General features: G+C 68.6%; 11 protein-coding genes, 1 pseudogene and 2 riboswitches. Of the genes and pseudogenes, 3 read left to right on the plus strand and 9 right to left on the minus strand.

The window, feature by feature from the left end:
- Positions 1-59 precede the first annotated feature (59 nt).
- The 9 genes and pseudogenes from OG595_RS11195 to OG595_RS11235 form a co-directional block, all read right to left on the minus strand.
- Positions 60-1,426 (minus strand): annotated as a pseudogene (locus OG595_RS11195) (M1 family metallopeptidase).
- 179 nt (positions 1,427-1,605) lie between these two features.
- Positions 1,606-2,808 (minus strand): ABC transporter ATP-binding protein, encoded by a 1,203-nt coding sequence (locus OG595_RS11200; protein ID WP_329270629.1) that lies wholly within the window; start codon positions 2,806-2,808, stop codon positions 1,606-1,608.
- Complete coding sequence (locus tag OG595_RS11205) at positions 2,805-3,905, minus strand: ABC transporter ATP-binding protein (RefSeq protein ID WP_443073008.1); 1,101 nt, start codon at positions 3,903-3,905, stop codon at positions 2,805-2,807. The genes OG595_RS11200 and OG595_RS11205 overlap by 4 nt, the downstream gene beginning before the upstream one ends.
- Positions 3,902-4,909 (minus strand): ABC transporter permease, encoded by a 1,008-nt coding sequence (locus OG595_RS11210; RefSeq protein ID WP_329270631.1) that lies wholly within the window; start codon positions 4,907-4,909, stop codon positions 3,902-3,904. Before OG595_RS11210 ends, OG595_RS11205 begins: the two co-directional genes overlap by 4 nt.
- 69 nt (positions 4,910-4,978) lie before the next feature.
- A complete protein-coding gene (locus OG595_RS11215) occupies positions 4,979-6,730 on the minus strand; it encodes an ABC transporter substrate-binding protein (RefSeq protein WP_329270635.1) in 1,752 nt (583 codons plus the stop codon).
- Between the two features lie 56 nt (positions 6,731-6,786).
- Entirely contained in the window at positions 6,787-7,785 is a 999-nt protein-coding gene (locus OG595_RS11220) for an ABC transporter permease (RefSeq protein ID WP_329270637.1), read from the minus strand.
- Positions 7,786-8,207: 422 nt separating this feature from the next.
- Positions 8,208-9,020 (minus strand): enhanced serine sensitivity protein SseB C-terminal domain-containing protein, encoded by an 813-nt coding sequence (locus tag OG595_RS11225; protein WP_329282794.1) that lies wholly within the window; start codon positions 9,018-9,020, stop codon positions 8,208-8,210.
- A 169-nt stretch (positions 9,021-9,189) separates the two neighbouring features.
- Positions 9,190-9,990, minus strand: a complete 801-nt coding sequence (locus tag OG595_RS11230) for an enhanced serine sensitivity protein SseB (protein ID WP_329270638.1) — start codon at positions 9,988-9,990, stop codon at positions 9,190-9,192.
- 93 nt (positions 9,991-10,083) lie between these two features.
- Positions 10,084-10,770, minus strand: coding sequence for an AAA family ATPase (locus OG595_RS11235; RefSeq protein ID WP_329282796.1), 687 nt, complete (start codon positions 10,768-10,770; stop codon positions 10,084-10,086).
- Between the two features lie 213 nt (positions 10,771-10,983).
- Positions 10,984-11,084, plus strand: a riboswitch (glycine riboswitch).
- A riboswitch (glycine riboswitch) is annotated at positions 11,085-11,210 on the plus strand. It abuts the riboswitch before it with no gap.
- Positions 11,211-11,244: 34 nt separating this feature from the next.
- Here OG595_RS11235 and gcvT point away from each other — a divergent pair.
- The 3 genes from gcvT to glyA all read left to right on the plus strand — a co-directional run bounded on the left by gcvT (position 11,245) and on the right by glyA (position 14,174).
- A complete protein-coding gene (gene gcvT, locus OG595_RS11240) occupies positions 11,245-12,363 on the plus strand; it encodes a glycine cleavage system aminomethyltransferase GcvT (protein ID WP_329270640.1) in 1,119 nt (372 codons plus the stop codon).
- A gap of 119 nt (positions 12,364-12,482) precedes the next feature.
- On the plus strand, positions 12,483-12,860 hold the full coding sequence (gene gcvH, locus OG595_RS11245; RefSeq protein WP_055529952.1) for a glycine cleavage system protein GcvH: 378 nt from the start codon (positions 12,483-12,485) through the stop codon (positions 12,858-12,860).
- Positions 12,861-12,911: 51 nt separating this feature from the next.
- Positions 12,912-14,174 carry a serine hydroxymethyltransferase gene (gene glyA / locus OG595_RS11250; RefSeq protein WP_329270644.1) on the plus strand — a complete coding sequence of 421 codons (1,263 nt, stop codon included), beginning with the start codon at positions 12,912-12,914 and terminating at the stop codon, positions 14,172-14,174.
- Positions 14,175-14,216 lie beyond the last annotated feature (42 nt).

The following is a 14,216-nucleotide window of genomic DNA, read 5'->3' on the forward strand; positions in this document are numbered from 1 at the left end:
ATATTCTTACCTGGAATCGGGCGTGCGCCTTACAAAGCAAGGCCAGATGGCTCTACTGCTTAGATGACGGGCTTGCCGGTCGTGAAGAGCCACGTCTGGAAGAGGTCGTCGAGCTGCTTGCCGCTGATCTTCTCGGCGAGCCGGACGAAGTCGTCGGTGTTCGCGTTGCCGTACCGGTGGAGTTCGGTCCAGGTGGGCAGGAGCTTGAAGAAGGCGGGGTCGCCGATGCGTTCGCGGAGCATCTGGAGGGTCATAGCGCCGCGCTGGTAGACGGCCGAGGCGAACATGGTGTCGCGCTGCGGATCACCGACGACGATCTGCCAGAAGGCGCTGTCGGCGGGGCGGGCGTTGTAACCGGCCAGGAAGGAGTCGTGCGCCGAGCGGGTGCCCTTGTACTCGGCCCACAGCCACTGGGCGTAGGTCGCGAACCCCTCGTTGAGCCAGATGTCCTTCCAGCGCTCGGTCGACACGGAGTCGCCGAACCACTGGTGGGCCAGCTCGTGCACGATGGTCGTCTCGCTGCGCACGGCCGAGTAGACCGGTTTCGTCTGCGTCTCCAGCGAGAACCCGGCGGCCGGCATGTCGTCGACGATCGCGCCGGTCTCCTCGAACGGGTAGGGCCCGAAGACCTTCGACCAGTAGTCGGTGGCCTCGGCCGTCACGGCGTACACGTCGACGCTGTTGCCGTTGGCCAGCACCGGGTCGATCGCCACGTAGATCGGCGTCCCGCCGGGCGTGACGCCCGTCTTCACGTCGAACTTCCCGATGGTGGCGGTGGCGAGGTAGGTCGCCATCTGCTTCTTCTCGCGCCAGTGGGTGTACGTCGAGCCGCCCTTGTCGTACGTCGAGACCAGCCGGCCGTTGGAGACGGCGGTCAGCCCCTTCGGCGCCTTGATCCGGATGTCGAAGGATGCCTTGTCGGAGGGGTGGTCGCTGGACGGGAACCAGGTGGAGGCGGCGTTGGGCTCACAGGCGACGAAGACGCCGTCGGTGGTCTTCATCCACCCGCAGCTGGAGCCGAAGACGATGGGCCCGCCGAGCGGTTCGGGCACTCCGCCGTAGGTGACGGCGACCTCGAAGTCCCGCCCCTTGGACAGCCGGCCGCGAGGCGTGATGCGGATCTCGTCGCCGTCGCGCGTGAACTGGGCGCGTCTGCCGTTCACTTCGACCTTCGTGACATCGAGCTTCTGGAGGTCCAGATCGAAGGAGGAGAGGTTCTGGGTGGCGCGGGCGGTGATGGTCGTACGGCCGTCGAGTCGGTCGGTGTCCGGGTCGTACGCGAGGTCGAGGGCGATGGGGGTCCCCCCGGGTCGAACGAAGTTGAGAGCTGGGGGAGGCGGGCGTCGAAGCCGCCGTTGCCCAGCTGCGGGAAGCAGGAGTCACCGATGCCGTCGGCGCCGGGGGCCGGGGCGGAGGAAGCGGCGATGACGAGGAAGGAGGCCGCCGCGGTGGCGACGGCCCCTAAACGTGCCGAACGGGAGAGTGCGAACGGGAGAGTGCCATGGGTCGTCCCTTTCGAGCGTGTACCGGTCGGACAAGACGGACACGGACGACTCTGCGCTCTCCCGTTCGAACATGTGCATGACTTTGCCAACTCGTCATGCCTTACTTGTCAGTTGACTCCTGACGGTCGTCTTCCGCTTCCGCCTCCGGCGGTGCGGTGGGGGCGACGTCGTCCGCCTTCGTCTGCGGGTCCGCCTTCGCGGCCGGAGTCACCAGCTCGACCGCCTCCCTCGCCGCCGACAGCAGCACCGTGTCCTGCGGCGCCTGGTCCGCCGCGTTCTCCGGGTGGTGGCAGGCGACCTGCTGGCCGGGCTTCAGCTCCAGGAGCGGCGGCTCGGTCGTCCGGCAGATCTCCGTCGCCTTCCAGCACCGGGTGTGGAACCGGCAGCCGCTCGGCGGCGCGATCGGCGACGGGACATCGCCCTTGAGCAGGATGCGCTCGCTCTTGGTGCCCCGGCGCTTGGGGTCGGGTACCGGCACCGCCGACATCAGTGCCTTGGTGTACGGGTGCATCGGAGCCTCGTACAGGGAGGACCGGTCGGCGAGTTCGACGATCTTGCCGAGGTACATCACCGCGATACGGTCCGAGACATGGCGCACGACGGACAGGTCGTGCGCGATGATCACGTAGGTCAGGCCGAGTTCCTTCTGGAGGTCGTCCATCAGGTTCACGACCTGCGCCTGGATCGACACGTCCAGCGCGGACACCGGCTCGTCCGCCACGACCAGCTTCGGCTTCAGGGCGAGCGCGCGGGCGATGCCGATGCGCTGGCGCTGACCGCCGGAGAACTCGTGCGGGTAGCGGTTGAAGTGCTCGGGGCTGAGGCCCACCAGCTCCAGGAGGCGCTGGACCTCCTTCTTCACCCCGCCCTCGGGCTCGACGCCCTGGAGCCGGAAGGGCGCCGAGACGATCGAGCCGATGGTGTGGCGCGGGTTCAGGGAGCCGTACGGGTCCTGGAAGATCATCTGGATGTCCCGCCGCAGCGGACGCATCCCGGCCGAGTTCAGCCGTGTGATGTCCTGGCCCTCGAAGTGGATCGACCCGCCCGTCGGTTCCTGGAGGCGGGTGATGACCCGGCCCATGGTCGACTTGCCGCAGCCCGACTCACCGACCACGCCGAGGGTCTCGCCCTTGCGCACCTCGAAGTCGATGCCGTCGACGGCCTTCACCGCGGCGACCTGGCGCTGCAGGATCCCCTTCTTGATGGGGAAGTGCTTGACCAGGCCCTCGACCTTGAGCAGCACCTCGCGCTCGTCGGAAGCCGCCACAGCGGTCGCCGCCTCGGGTTTCTTCGTCTCGCTCACAGCTTCGGCGCAATCTCTTCGGTCCAGATCCGCGTACGGTCCTCCGGCGAGAGGTGGCAGGCGGAGAAGTGCCCGCCGGCGACCTGCTGGAGCTCCGGGCGCACGGTACGGGTGACGTCGCCCTTCGGGATGTCCGCGTACGGGCAGCGCGGGTGGAAGGCGCAGCCCGAGGGGACGTTGATGAGGCTCGGCGGCTGGCCCTTGACGGGGATCAGCCGGTCGGAGGTCTCCCGGTCGATGCGGGGCATGGAACCGAGCAGACCCCAGGTGTACGGGTGCTGCGGCTGCTCGAAGATCTCGTCGACCGGACCGCGCTCCACGCACCGGCCGCCGTACATCACCAGGACCTCGTCGGCGATCTCGGCGACCACGCCGAGGTCGTGCGTGATGAGGACGACCGCGGAGCCGAACTCCTTCTGCAGATCGCGGATCAGGTCGAGGATCTGCGCCTGGACGGTCACGTCGAGGGCGGTGGTCGGCTCGTCCGCGATGAGCAGTTCGGGGTTGTTGACCAGCGCCATCGCGATCATCGCGCGCTGGCGCATACCGCCGGAGAACTCGTGCGGATAGCCGTCGACGCGCTTGCCGGGCTCGGGGATGCCGACCCGGTCGAGCATCTCGATCGCCCGGGTGCGGGCCACCTTCTTGCTGACGTCGTGGTGGACGCGGTACGCCTCCACGATCTGGTTGCCGATCGTGTAGTACGGGTGCATCGCGGACAGCGGATCCTGGAAGATCATCGCCATCTCGCGGCCCCGCAGCTTGCGCACCTCGTCCGGGGCGGCGCCGACCAGTTCCTTGCCGTCGAGCCAGATCTCGCCGGACATCCGCACGTTCTTGCCGCGTGCGCCGAGCCGGTGCAGGCCCATGATGGCGAGCGAGGTGACGGACTTGCCGGAGCCGGACTCGCCCACGATGGAGAGGGTCCTGCCCTTCTCCAGCTGGAAGCTGAGTCCGTCGACGGACTTGACCAGGCCGTCGTCGGTCGGGAAGTGGACCTTGAGGTCGCGGACTTCGAGGAAGGCGCTGGGCGCGTTCGAGGGCGAGGGTTCGCCCACCGCGGTGCTGTTCGCGGGCAAAGGAGTCAGTTCGGTCACGAGAGCCTCACCCGCGGGTCGGCGGCCGCGTAGAGCAGGTCCACCAGAAGATTTGCGATCACGACGAAGAGAGCGGCGAGCAGGGTGACGCCGAGGATCTTGGGCAGGTCGTTGTCGGTGATGCCCTGTACCGCGTACTGGCCGATGCCGGGCAGCGAGAACACGCTCTCGGTGATCACGGCTCCGCCGAGCAGCAGACCGAGGTCCATGCCGAAGATCGTGATGATCGGGGTCAGGGCGGCCCGTAGTCCGTGCTTGAACACGACCTTGCGCTCACGCAGGCCCTTGGAGCGTGCCGTACGGATGTAGTCCTCGTTCATCGTCTCCAGCATGCCCGAGCGGGTGAGCCGCGCGTAGATGGCGGAGTAGAGGAGAGCGAGCGAGCACCACGCGGGGAAGAGGGTGTTGGCCCATTCCGCGGGGTTCTGGGTGAACGGGACGTACGTGCGGCCGAAGATCGGCCACTGGTAGGTGAAGAGCAGCAGTGCGAGGTTGCCCGTGAAGAACATGGGCAGCGAGACGCCGGCGAGGGCGATGCCCATGAAGGTGCGGTCGAGGAACGAGCGCGGCTTGAGCGCGGAGACCACACCGGCCGTGACACCGGACACCAGCCAGAGCACCGCGGCACCGGCGGCCAGCGAGACCGTCACCGGAATGCGGGAGGTCAGCTCCGGCCAGACCGCCTGGTGGGTCTTGAAGGAATAGCCGAAGCAGGGCGCGTTGCAGTGCGCCGTGGTGGGGCCGAGGTCGTAGGTGGCACCGACCACGATCCCCTTGATGAAGTGCCAGAACTGGGCATAGAGGGGCTGGTCCAGTCCCAGGTTGTGCTTGACCGCGGCGATGTCGGCCGCCGACGGGTTCTTCCCGATGTACTGCTGGGCCAGCGAGTCGGCGGTCTGACCGGCGAACCGCGGCAGTACGAAGAAGATGGCGAAGGTGACCGCGGTGACGACCAGCAGCAGGATCACTGCCGCAGCCATCCGGCGGAGGATGTACGAGATCACGGGGACCGGCGCCGGTGCCCGCGGGCCGCTAAGCCCGCGGGCACCAATGCCTTCACCTGCCTTCCGGGGCTACTTCTTGGTCGTGCCGATGTTGAGGTAGTCGTACTGACCGCTGAAGGCCGAGGAGGAGACGAGGTTGGTGAAGCCGGCCGGGCGGTACAGGAGGACCTTGAAGTAGGTCAGCGGGACGAGGGCGGCCTCGTCCATGGCCTTCTTGTCGACCTCGGTGTACAGGGCGTCACGCGCCGCCTTGTCCTCGGTGCCGATCGCCGTCTCCAGCGTCTTGTTGACATCGGCGTTGTCGAGCTGCGACAGGTTGGTGTTGCCGGACGCGCCGATCGCGTCACCGTGCAGGATCTGCTGCAGGAAGCCGTAGCCGGAAGGCCAGTCGGCACCCCACTGCATCATCATCAGACCGATGTTGTTCTTCTTGTCGAACTCGGGGACACCCGCGTTGTCGGTGAAGTACTTGCCCGACGGGTACTGCTTCAGGCTGGCGTTGATGCCGGCGGCCTTCAGCGAGTTGATGATCGCGGTGGCCGCGTCGATCTCCGCCGGACGGTCGCTGCGCGCGGAGATGTTCGTGCTGATCGTCGTCTTGCCGCAGGCCTGGAGCTGCTCCTTGGCCTTGGCCACGTCACCCTTGTTGCCGTCGGTGGCGTAGACGTCCGCCTTCTCGTAGCCCGGGATGTCCGGCGGGAGGACGGTCGTGGCGATGTCACCGCGGATCGGGCCGCCCTCGGCGGTCTGCACCGAGACCTTGTCGACCGCGTACTCGACGGCCTTGCGGCAGGCGACGTTGTCGAACGGCGCGAGCTTGGTGTTGATCGCCAGGTAGACGAGACGGCCACCGTAGGCGTTGTCGGTGTTGGCCTTCAGGGCGGCGGAGTTGACGACCTTCGCCTGCGTCGCGGCCTGGACACCCGTACCGCCCAGGTCGATGGCGTTGCCGGCCATGACGTCCTGGTCGATCGTCTCGGCGTTGACCTTCAGCTTGACGACGATCTTGTCCGGGTACTGCTTGCGCAGCGGGTCGGTCGACGCGTCCCAGTTCTTGTTGCGGACGAGGGTGACCTGCTTGCCGTCCTGGTAGCTCTCGAACTGGTACGAGCCCGAGGACACGATGTTCTTGACGTAGTCGACACCGGTGTCCTTGGCCTGCGGCACCGGAGCCGTCTGCGGCGTGGCGACCAGGTAGTCGAACTCCTGGAAGGCGCGGTTGAGCTTGAAGACGACCGTCGTGTCGTCCGGCGTCTCGATGGAGGCCAGGCCCCCGGCGCTCTTGTCCTTGTAGGGACCCTTGTACTTGTCGCCGCCGGCCAGGAACTGCTGGAAGTAGTTCGGGCCGAGGGAGAGCACGTCACGCGCGAAGTTGGAGCGCTCGACGGCGTACTTGACGTCCTTCGAGGTGATCGCGGTGCCGTCCTGGTACTTCAGCCCCGAACGGAGCTTGTACGTCCAGGTCTTGCCGCCGTCGCTCGGTACACCGGCGCTCGCGGCGAGGTCCGGGACCAGCTCGTTGCCCTTGTCGCCCGGACCGGGCTTGAAGGTCATCAGCGGGCGGGCGTACAGCCGGCTGAGGTTGTACATGTACGCGTAGTACGTGTTGCCGGGGTCGAAGGAGTCCGGGACGTCGGAGTACTCGTAGGTGACCGTCCCGCCTGTCTTGGTCGAGGCGTTGACGACGTCCTTGGTCGCTGCGTTGGCCCCAGCCGACTTCGTTCCGTCATTTCCCTCGTTGTCATCGGCTTTGCTGCAACCTGCAAGCAGCAGGCTCACAGAACCGATGGCCGCAACCGCGGCCAGCGCTGACCTTCGCATGATGGTCTGCTTCCTCCATTGTTGGAAACTTGATGGACTCTCGGCGCGACCGCTGATCAGCGACTGCGCGGGTCGAGAGCGTCGCGGAGACCGTCGCCGAGCAGGTTGAACGCCAGCACGGTGACGAAGATCGCGAGGCCGGGCACGATCAGGAACTGCGGATCGACCTCGTAGTAGGTGACGGCCTCGCTGATCATCCCGCCCCATGACGCCTGCGGGGGCTGGATGCCGACGCCCAGGAAGCTCAGGCTGGCCTCGAAGAGGATGTTGGTCGGGATGAGCAGCGTCGAGTAGACGATGATCGGGCCGACCAGGTTCGGGAGCAGCTCGCGGAAGAGGATGTACGGCCCCTTCGCGCCCATCCCCCGGGAGGCGTCGACGAACTCGCGCTCGCGCAGGGCCAGGGTCTGGCCGCGGACGATGCGTCCCAGGTAGGGCCAGTTGAAGAAGCCGATGATGAAGATCAGCACGCTGATGTGAAGGGGCAGCCCCTCCAGGCCGAACGCGCCGCCCTGGAGCGTGGCGGAGATGGCGATGGCGAAGAGCAGGAGGGGGAAGGCGAGGAAGGTGTCCATCAGCCGGCTGATGATCGTGTCGACCCGTCCGCCGTAGAAGCCGGCCACCACACCGAGGACCGTGCCGATCACGTTGGACAGGATCGTCGCGCCGAAGGCGACGACCAGCGAGACCCAGGAGCCCTCCAGGATGCGGGTGGCGATGTCGCGCCCGAACTTCGGTTCGACACCGAGCGGGTGGTCCCAGCTCATGCCGCCGAAGCCGCTCGTGGGGAGGGAACTGTTGGGGTCGATCAGATCCTGGTTGAAGGCGTTGGGGTCGAGGCCGAACAGCGCCTGGATGGGCCGGGAGAGGATCGCGAGCAGGACCAGCAGGATGACGATGACGCCGCCGGCGACCGCCACCTTGTCCCTCTTGAACCGGGACCAGGCGATCTGCCCCAGGGATCGGCCCTCGATCTGCCCCTTGCCGGCACCGGCGAGCACAGCCTCCGGCTGTACCTCGGCTGCCGCTGCGGTGGTCTCGATCGGTGCGGTCACAGGACCCGACCCCTCTCGCCGGTGGTGACCGGCCTACGCCTGCCGCTGTCTGCGGCTTGATTCACTTGCTCGCCGGACACGGGCCGCAGATGGTGCGGCCCGGTGAACCGGCTGTTCGTTCCTGCTGACGATCCGTGCTGATTAGTCGACTTAGCCATGCGCCGCCGCCCGCAGGATCGATGACCCCATCGTCTGACAGGCGAGTCTTCAGTGATTCGGCGATCACGTGAAAGGCCTGTCGGCGAAAGTATGCGCAACCGTGATGCTGTCCTGGGGATTCCGTTATCCGAACAGCGGGTAACGACCCTCGGACGCGGGGCAGTTGGGACAGAAGGGACATCCGAATACTATCGCGACTATCCGTCGTCATCTACGCGCGAAGACAGTGGCGCGCGAATTCGGCCGTACGGGTGAAGATCCGCTCAGTAACGACCCCGCGCGGGCGGATACCCGTATCCGCCCGCCGGAGCCTGTGGGGCCTGGGGCGGGGCGGCGATGGCGTGGGCCTCCCGGTCGTAGAACGGCCGGGCGTTCGCACGCAGCCACATCACGACCGGGTCGTGCTCGTCCGACATCGCGACCGTCGACACCGGCAACCCGTCGGGGACCGCCCCGATCGACTGCTGCATCATCGCGCGCACCGAGTCCACGGCGGGCGGCGAGGTGTCGTACACGTCCAGTCCGATGGCCAGATACGGCGCGCCGAGCGCGGGCTGCACCCAGGCGCGGCGCAGGGAGCGGACCGCCGGGGTGCGGTGGGCGTTCTGCGAGAGGAGGGCGTAGAACTGCGGGATCTCGATGCCGGGTTCGGCCAGCCGCAGGGGGCCGGCGGGCTGGCGCTCCAGGCCTGTCGCGATCCGGCGCAGGTCGAGCCAGGGGATGCCGACGCCGCCGCCCGGGGAGTGCGGGTTGAGCCAGAGGCCGTACTGGTCCGGATAGAGGGTGCGGGCCACGTCGAGGCCGTCGACCACCTCGTACGACCTGTTCCAGCCGCTGACCGACAGTTCCTGGGCGGAGGTCACACAGGGCGCGTATCCGTACCCGTCGACCTGCATGTTTCCGTACTGCGCGTCGGGGGAACCGGCCTGGCCGTGCCAGAGCAGCATCCAGATCTGGCCGGAGGACGGGGTCGCGAGGGCACGCAGGAGCGCCTCGTAGGCGTCGTAACGCCCGGGCGTCACCTGGCGCAGCATGTGCTCGACCTGACCGGCCGCGGCCGTGCCCGACGCGCTCACCATTACCGCCCCTTCGTAACCCTGACCGAGTTGTGCGTTCTAGCTTATGCGCTCCGCTGGTCAGGCCGTTGAGAGCTCGGGGCCTGGTGTTGTCGGCGGAGTGCGGGTGATTCGTGGCCTGTCGCGCAGTTCCCCGCGCCCCCGGGGGGTTGCCCCTGGGGCGCGTTCGTCAGTATCCATGCTGATAGAAGGGGCGGACCCTGTCCCTCAGCCAGTCGGTCACCGGGTCCTGGGCCGCGTCCAGGAAGACCAGGTTCACCGGCCAGGGTGAGGGCGATCGCCCCAGCGCCCTGCCCACCGCGTCCATGGGAATTGTGCGGGCCAGCGGGTCCCAGGGGGAGAGTTCGACGCCGACGAACAGGACGGGGGCGGCCGTTTCGATCGCCGCCAGGCAGCGGCGGGCCGTCCGGACCACGCCCGTGCCCGCGAACTCCGTTGCCGCGGCGGTGAGGAAGTCGACCGGGTCCTCCTGCCAGTTCGGCTCGTAGAGGCGGACCCGTCCGCCGCCGGCGCCGTCGAGGACGGTGCGGCCGGAGCGGCAGAGCTGGGCCACGGCCTGCGGGGGCAGCGGGACGCCGACCACACCGTCCGGGTTCACGGCGATGCCGACCTGGGGCGGCAGACCGCGCGCGAACTCGACGGCCGGGGCCACGGTGTACGACACATGGCCGCCGACGACCTGCCGGAACTGTTCCTCCGAGCTGAAGACCGGCACGTAGGCCTGGCCCTGGATGTCCATCGTGGGCAGGTCGAGAGGGCCGGTGTAGGGGCCGCCGCCGGACGGCAGGGGAACCCAGACGAAGCTGCGGCCGAGGACCTCGACGATACGGGCGCCCGCGCCGGGGACCCCGAGGGATGCCGAGAGCACCTCCTCCAGCTCGTTGCCGGGCCAGCCGCCGTGCGAGTGCGGGTGTACCTGCGCGGGGAAACCGCCGGGAAAGTCCGGGGGGAAGTCCGCCGGGATGTCCATCTGCCTACCGCCTGCTGTGAACCGCTGCCCTGGGTCCCTGGGTGGGAGTCCCTTAATGGGCAAAACCCTAACCGGCCCCGGCAAGTACGGCTGTCAGTCGGCGAAGTCGATCCTGCGGAGGGTGTCCGCCGCGTCCCGGTCGATCAGGACCGCCGAGCCGCAGCCCTCGGGCAGATTCCCCTTCTCCACCGAGCGCAGCAGACGTGAGGCGGCCCGGCGGTGGCGCAGGAACGCGTACCGCGAGACGCCCCGGCCGCGTTCGCGCTGGCCCTCAAGGGCCTCGTCCGGGGTGACGTCGAGGAGGAGCAGATGCAGGGTGCCGCCCCGGCGGCGGGCCTCGCGGGCCAGCCAGCCGCGCACCCAGGCCTGCGTACCGCAGTCGTGCACGACGACTCCGGCACCGGAGCGCAGGGCGCTGCGCAGTCCGGCGTAGTGGGCGAGGCGGACAAGGGGCCGGTAGACGGCGTAGGGGAGGAAGGAGGGTGTCAGGGCGTCCCAGTGGTCGCGGGTGTTCTGGGAGTCGATGCCGGTGGCGCGCACCGCCCGGCGCATCAGTGTGGACTTGCCGCTGCCGGGCAGGCCGGTGACCACGACGAGGTCGCGGGCGCCGAAGGTGAGGCCGTGCGGGCTGTGGCCCGCGCGCTCCCGAAGGTCGCGGATCACGGGTTCCGGCCGCGAGGCGCATGCCTCCCGGACGGGGGCGGCCGGCTGCTTGGGCAGCGCGTCGGTCAGTGCGAGGGCCGAGGTCGTCGCATACACCGTGGTCCTGTTCACCGTGATCGTCCTCCCATGGGGTCGGGAAGTACCGTCCCCGTCGAGTGTAAAGAGAAGGTAATACGCGGTGTCTCTCGTTTGGGTCCGCTTACTGCAACAGGCCTGCTACAGGGCGATATGTACGCCCGTGGCGTGGCTGTGTCCCTTCTGTGAAGGGTCCCCCTGCCGGGCCGAAGGAATGCGTGCGATGATGTGCCCGCCAACTGCATACCGGCCGCTTGAATCCGCGCGGGAGAGTTCCGGGCACCTACGGGTACCCGGGCGCCGAAGGAGCAAGTCCCTCCCTTGAATCTCTCAGGCCCCGTTACCGCGCGGGCGAGGCACATCTGAAAAGCGGGCCGCGGGTCGTCATGACCGGTGGCTCCACCCAAGGTGCAAGTCAGTGACCAGGCGTTTCGCCGACGGTCATGACGAACCTCTCAGGTTCCGATGACAGATGGGGAGGAACGACCTCGCCGTCATGCCCTGGGAGCACTACCGATGAGCAGCACCCCTCCGCGTCCGACCGCGCTCGATGCCCTGCATCGTTCGCTCGGCGCCACCATGACCGACTTCGCCGGCTGGGACATGCCCCTGCGGTACGGCTCCGAGCGCGACGAGCATCTGGCCGTGCGCACGAAGGCCGGCCTCTTCGACCTCTCCCACATGGGTGAGATCACCGTGACGGGGGCGGAAGCAGCCGCCCTCCTCGACCACGCCCTCGTCGGCGACATCGGGTCCGTCGCCGTGGGCCGCGCCCGCTACACGATGATCTGCCGGGCCGACGGCGGCATCCTCGACGACCTGATCGTCTACCGCCTGGCCGAGACCGAATACCTGGTCGTGGCCAACGCCGGCAACGCGCAGGTGGTGCTCGACGCCCTGCTGGAGCGCGCCGACGGCTTCGACGCGCTGGTCCGCGACGACCGGGACGCCTACGCGCTGATCGCCGTCCAGGGCCCTCAGGCCCCCGGCATCCTCGCCGCCCTCACCGACGCCGATCTCGACGGCCTGAAGTACTACGCGGGTCTGCCCGGCACGGTCGCCGGCGCCCCTGCCCTGATCGCGCGCACCGGGTACACCGGCGAGGACGGCTTCGAGCTGTTCGTGGCGCCGGAGGACGCGGAGAAGGTGTGGCAGGCGCTGACCGACGCGGGCACGCCCGCCGGGCTCGTCCCCTGCGGCCTGTCCTGCCGGGACACACTGCGCCTGGAGGCCGGCATGCCGCTGTACGGGCACGAGCTGACCACCTCCCTCACCCCCTTCGACGCCGGGCTCGGCCGGGTCGTCAAGTTCGAGAAGGCGGGCGACTTCGTGGGCCGCGCGGCGCTGCGCGAGGCCGCCGAGCGCGCTTCGTACGAGCCGCCGCGGGTACTCGTCGGACTGGTCGCCGAGGGCCGTCGTGTCCCGCGCGCCGGATACGCGGTCGTCGCCGGCGGCCGGGTGATCGGCGAGGTCACCTCGGGCGCCCCCTCCCCCACGCTCGGGAAGCCGATCGCGATGGCGTACGTCGACGCCGCGCACTCGGCGCCGGGTACGGCGGGCGTGGGCGTGGACATCCGGGGCAGCCACGAGCCGTACGAGGTCGTGGCGCTGCCCTTCTACAAGCGCCGGAAGTAGCCCCGGTCCTCGTTCCGGTGTCGTGAGCGAGCCGTGTCCTGCCTGCTGACAGGCAGGCGGTTTTTCCCCCGTAGCACCCCATGCATGACCAGTCCCCCGCGTACAGGAGAATTCAGGCCATGAGCAACCCCCAGCAGCTGCGCTACAGCAAGGAGCACGAGTGGCTGTCGGGCGCCGAGGACGGCGTCTCGACGGTCGGTATCACCGAGCACGCGGCCAACGCGCTCGGCGATGTCGTGTACGTCCAGCTTCCCGAGGTCGGTGCCGCGGTGACCGCGGGCGAGACCTGCGGTGAGCTGGAGTCGACCAAGTCCGTCAGCGACCTGTACTCCCCGGTCACCGGTGAGGTCACCGAGGTCAACGAGGACGTCTCCAACGATCCGTCACTGGTGAACTCCGCCCCGTTCGAAGGCGGCTGGCTCTTCAAGGTGCGTGTCTCGGAGGAGCCGGGCGACCTGCTCTCCGCGGACGAGTACACCGCGTTCTCCGGCAGCTGAGACTCCGGGCTGAGATTTCCAGGCACAAGGACGTAAGGACGTACTGACCCCATGTCGCTTCTGAACACTCCCCTGCACGAACTCGACCCCGACATCGCCGCCGCCGTCGACGCCGAGCTGAACCGCCAGCAGTCCACCCTGGAGATGATCGCCTCGGAGAACTTCGCTCCGGTCGCGGTCATGGAGGCCCAGGGCTCGGTCCTCACCAACAAGTACGCCGAGGGCTACCCCGGCCGCCGCTACTACGGCGGCTGCGAGCACGTCGACGTCGCCGAGCAGATCGCGATCGACCGGGTCAAGGAGCTGTTCGGCGCCGAGTACGCCAACGTGCAGCCGCACTCGGGCGCCTCCGCCAACCAGGCCGCGCTGTTCGCGCTGGCCCAGCCCGGCGACACCATCCTCGGCCTGGACCTGGCCCACGGCGGCCATCTCACCCACGGGATGCGGCTGAACTTCTCCGGCAAGCAGTTCGACGTGGTCGCCTACCACGTGGACGAGGCCGGCCTGGTCGACATGGCCGAGCTGGAGCAGCTCGCCAAGGAGCACCGCCCGAAGGTGATCATCGCGGGCTGGTCCGCGTACCCGAGGCAGCTGGACTTCGCGGAGTTCCGCCGCATCGCGGACGAGGTCGGGGCCTACCTCTGGGTCGACATGGCGCACTTCGCCGGTCTGGTCGCGGCGGGCCTGCACCCGAACCCGGTGCCCTACGCGGACGTGGTCACCTCCACGACCCACAAGACGCTGGGCGGCCCGCGCGGCGGCATCATCCTGGCGAAGCAGGAGTTCGCGAAGAAGCTGAACTCGTCCGTCTTCCCGGGCTTCCAGGGCGGCCCCCTGGAGCACGTGATCGCGGCGAAGGCGGTCTCCTTCAAGGTCGCGGCGAGCGAGGAGTTCAAGGAGCGCCAGCGCCGTACGGTCGAGGGCGCGCAACTCCTCGCCGAGCGCCTGGTGCGCGCGGACGTCGCCGAGCACGGCGTGTCCGTCCTCTCCGGCGGTACGGACGTCCACCTGGTCCTCGTCGACCTGCGCGACTCCGAGCTGGACGGCAAGCAGGCGGAGGACCGGCTCCACGAGGTCGGCATCACCGTCAACCGGAACGCGATCCCCAATGACCCGCGGCCCCCGATGGTGACGTCGGGCCTGCGGATCGGCACCCCGGCGCTGGCCACCCGCGGCTTCACGACCGAGGACTTCACGGAGGTCGCGGACGTCATCGCCGAGACCCTCAAGCCGTCCTACGACGCCGAAAGCCTGAAGGCCCGCGTGAAGGCGCTGGCCGACAAGCACCCGCTGTACCCCGGCCTGACCAAGTAGTACCCCTGGAGTGCGTGGGCTCCGCCCGGTGCGGAGCCCACC

It is taken from the genome of Streptomyces sp. NBC_01451, from assembly GCF_036227485.1.
Taxonomy (GTDB): Bacteria; Actinomycetota; Actinomycetes; order Streptomycetales; family Streptomycetaceae; genus Streptomyces.

Coding starts and splice junctions, on each gene's coding strand:
- OG595_RS11230 (WP_329270638.1), bottom strand. CDS start 9,990: ATGGACATCCCGGCGGACTTCCCCCCGGACTTTCCCGGCGGTTTCCCC.
- gcvT (WP_329270640.1), top strand. CDS start 11,245: ATGAGCAGCACCCCTCCGCGTCCGACCGCGCTCGATGCCCTGCATCGT.
- gcvH (WP_055529952.1), top strand. CDS start 12,483: ATGAGCAACCCCCAGCAGCTGCGCTACAGCAAGGAGCACGAGTGGCTG.
- OG595_RS11215 (WP_329270635.1), bottom strand. CDS start 6,730: ATGCGAAGGTCAGCGCTGGCCGCGGTTGCGGCCATCGGTTCTGTGAGC.
- glyA (WP_329270644.1), top strand. CDS start 12,912: ATGTCGCTTCTGAACACTCCCCTGCACGAACTCGACCCCGACATCGCC.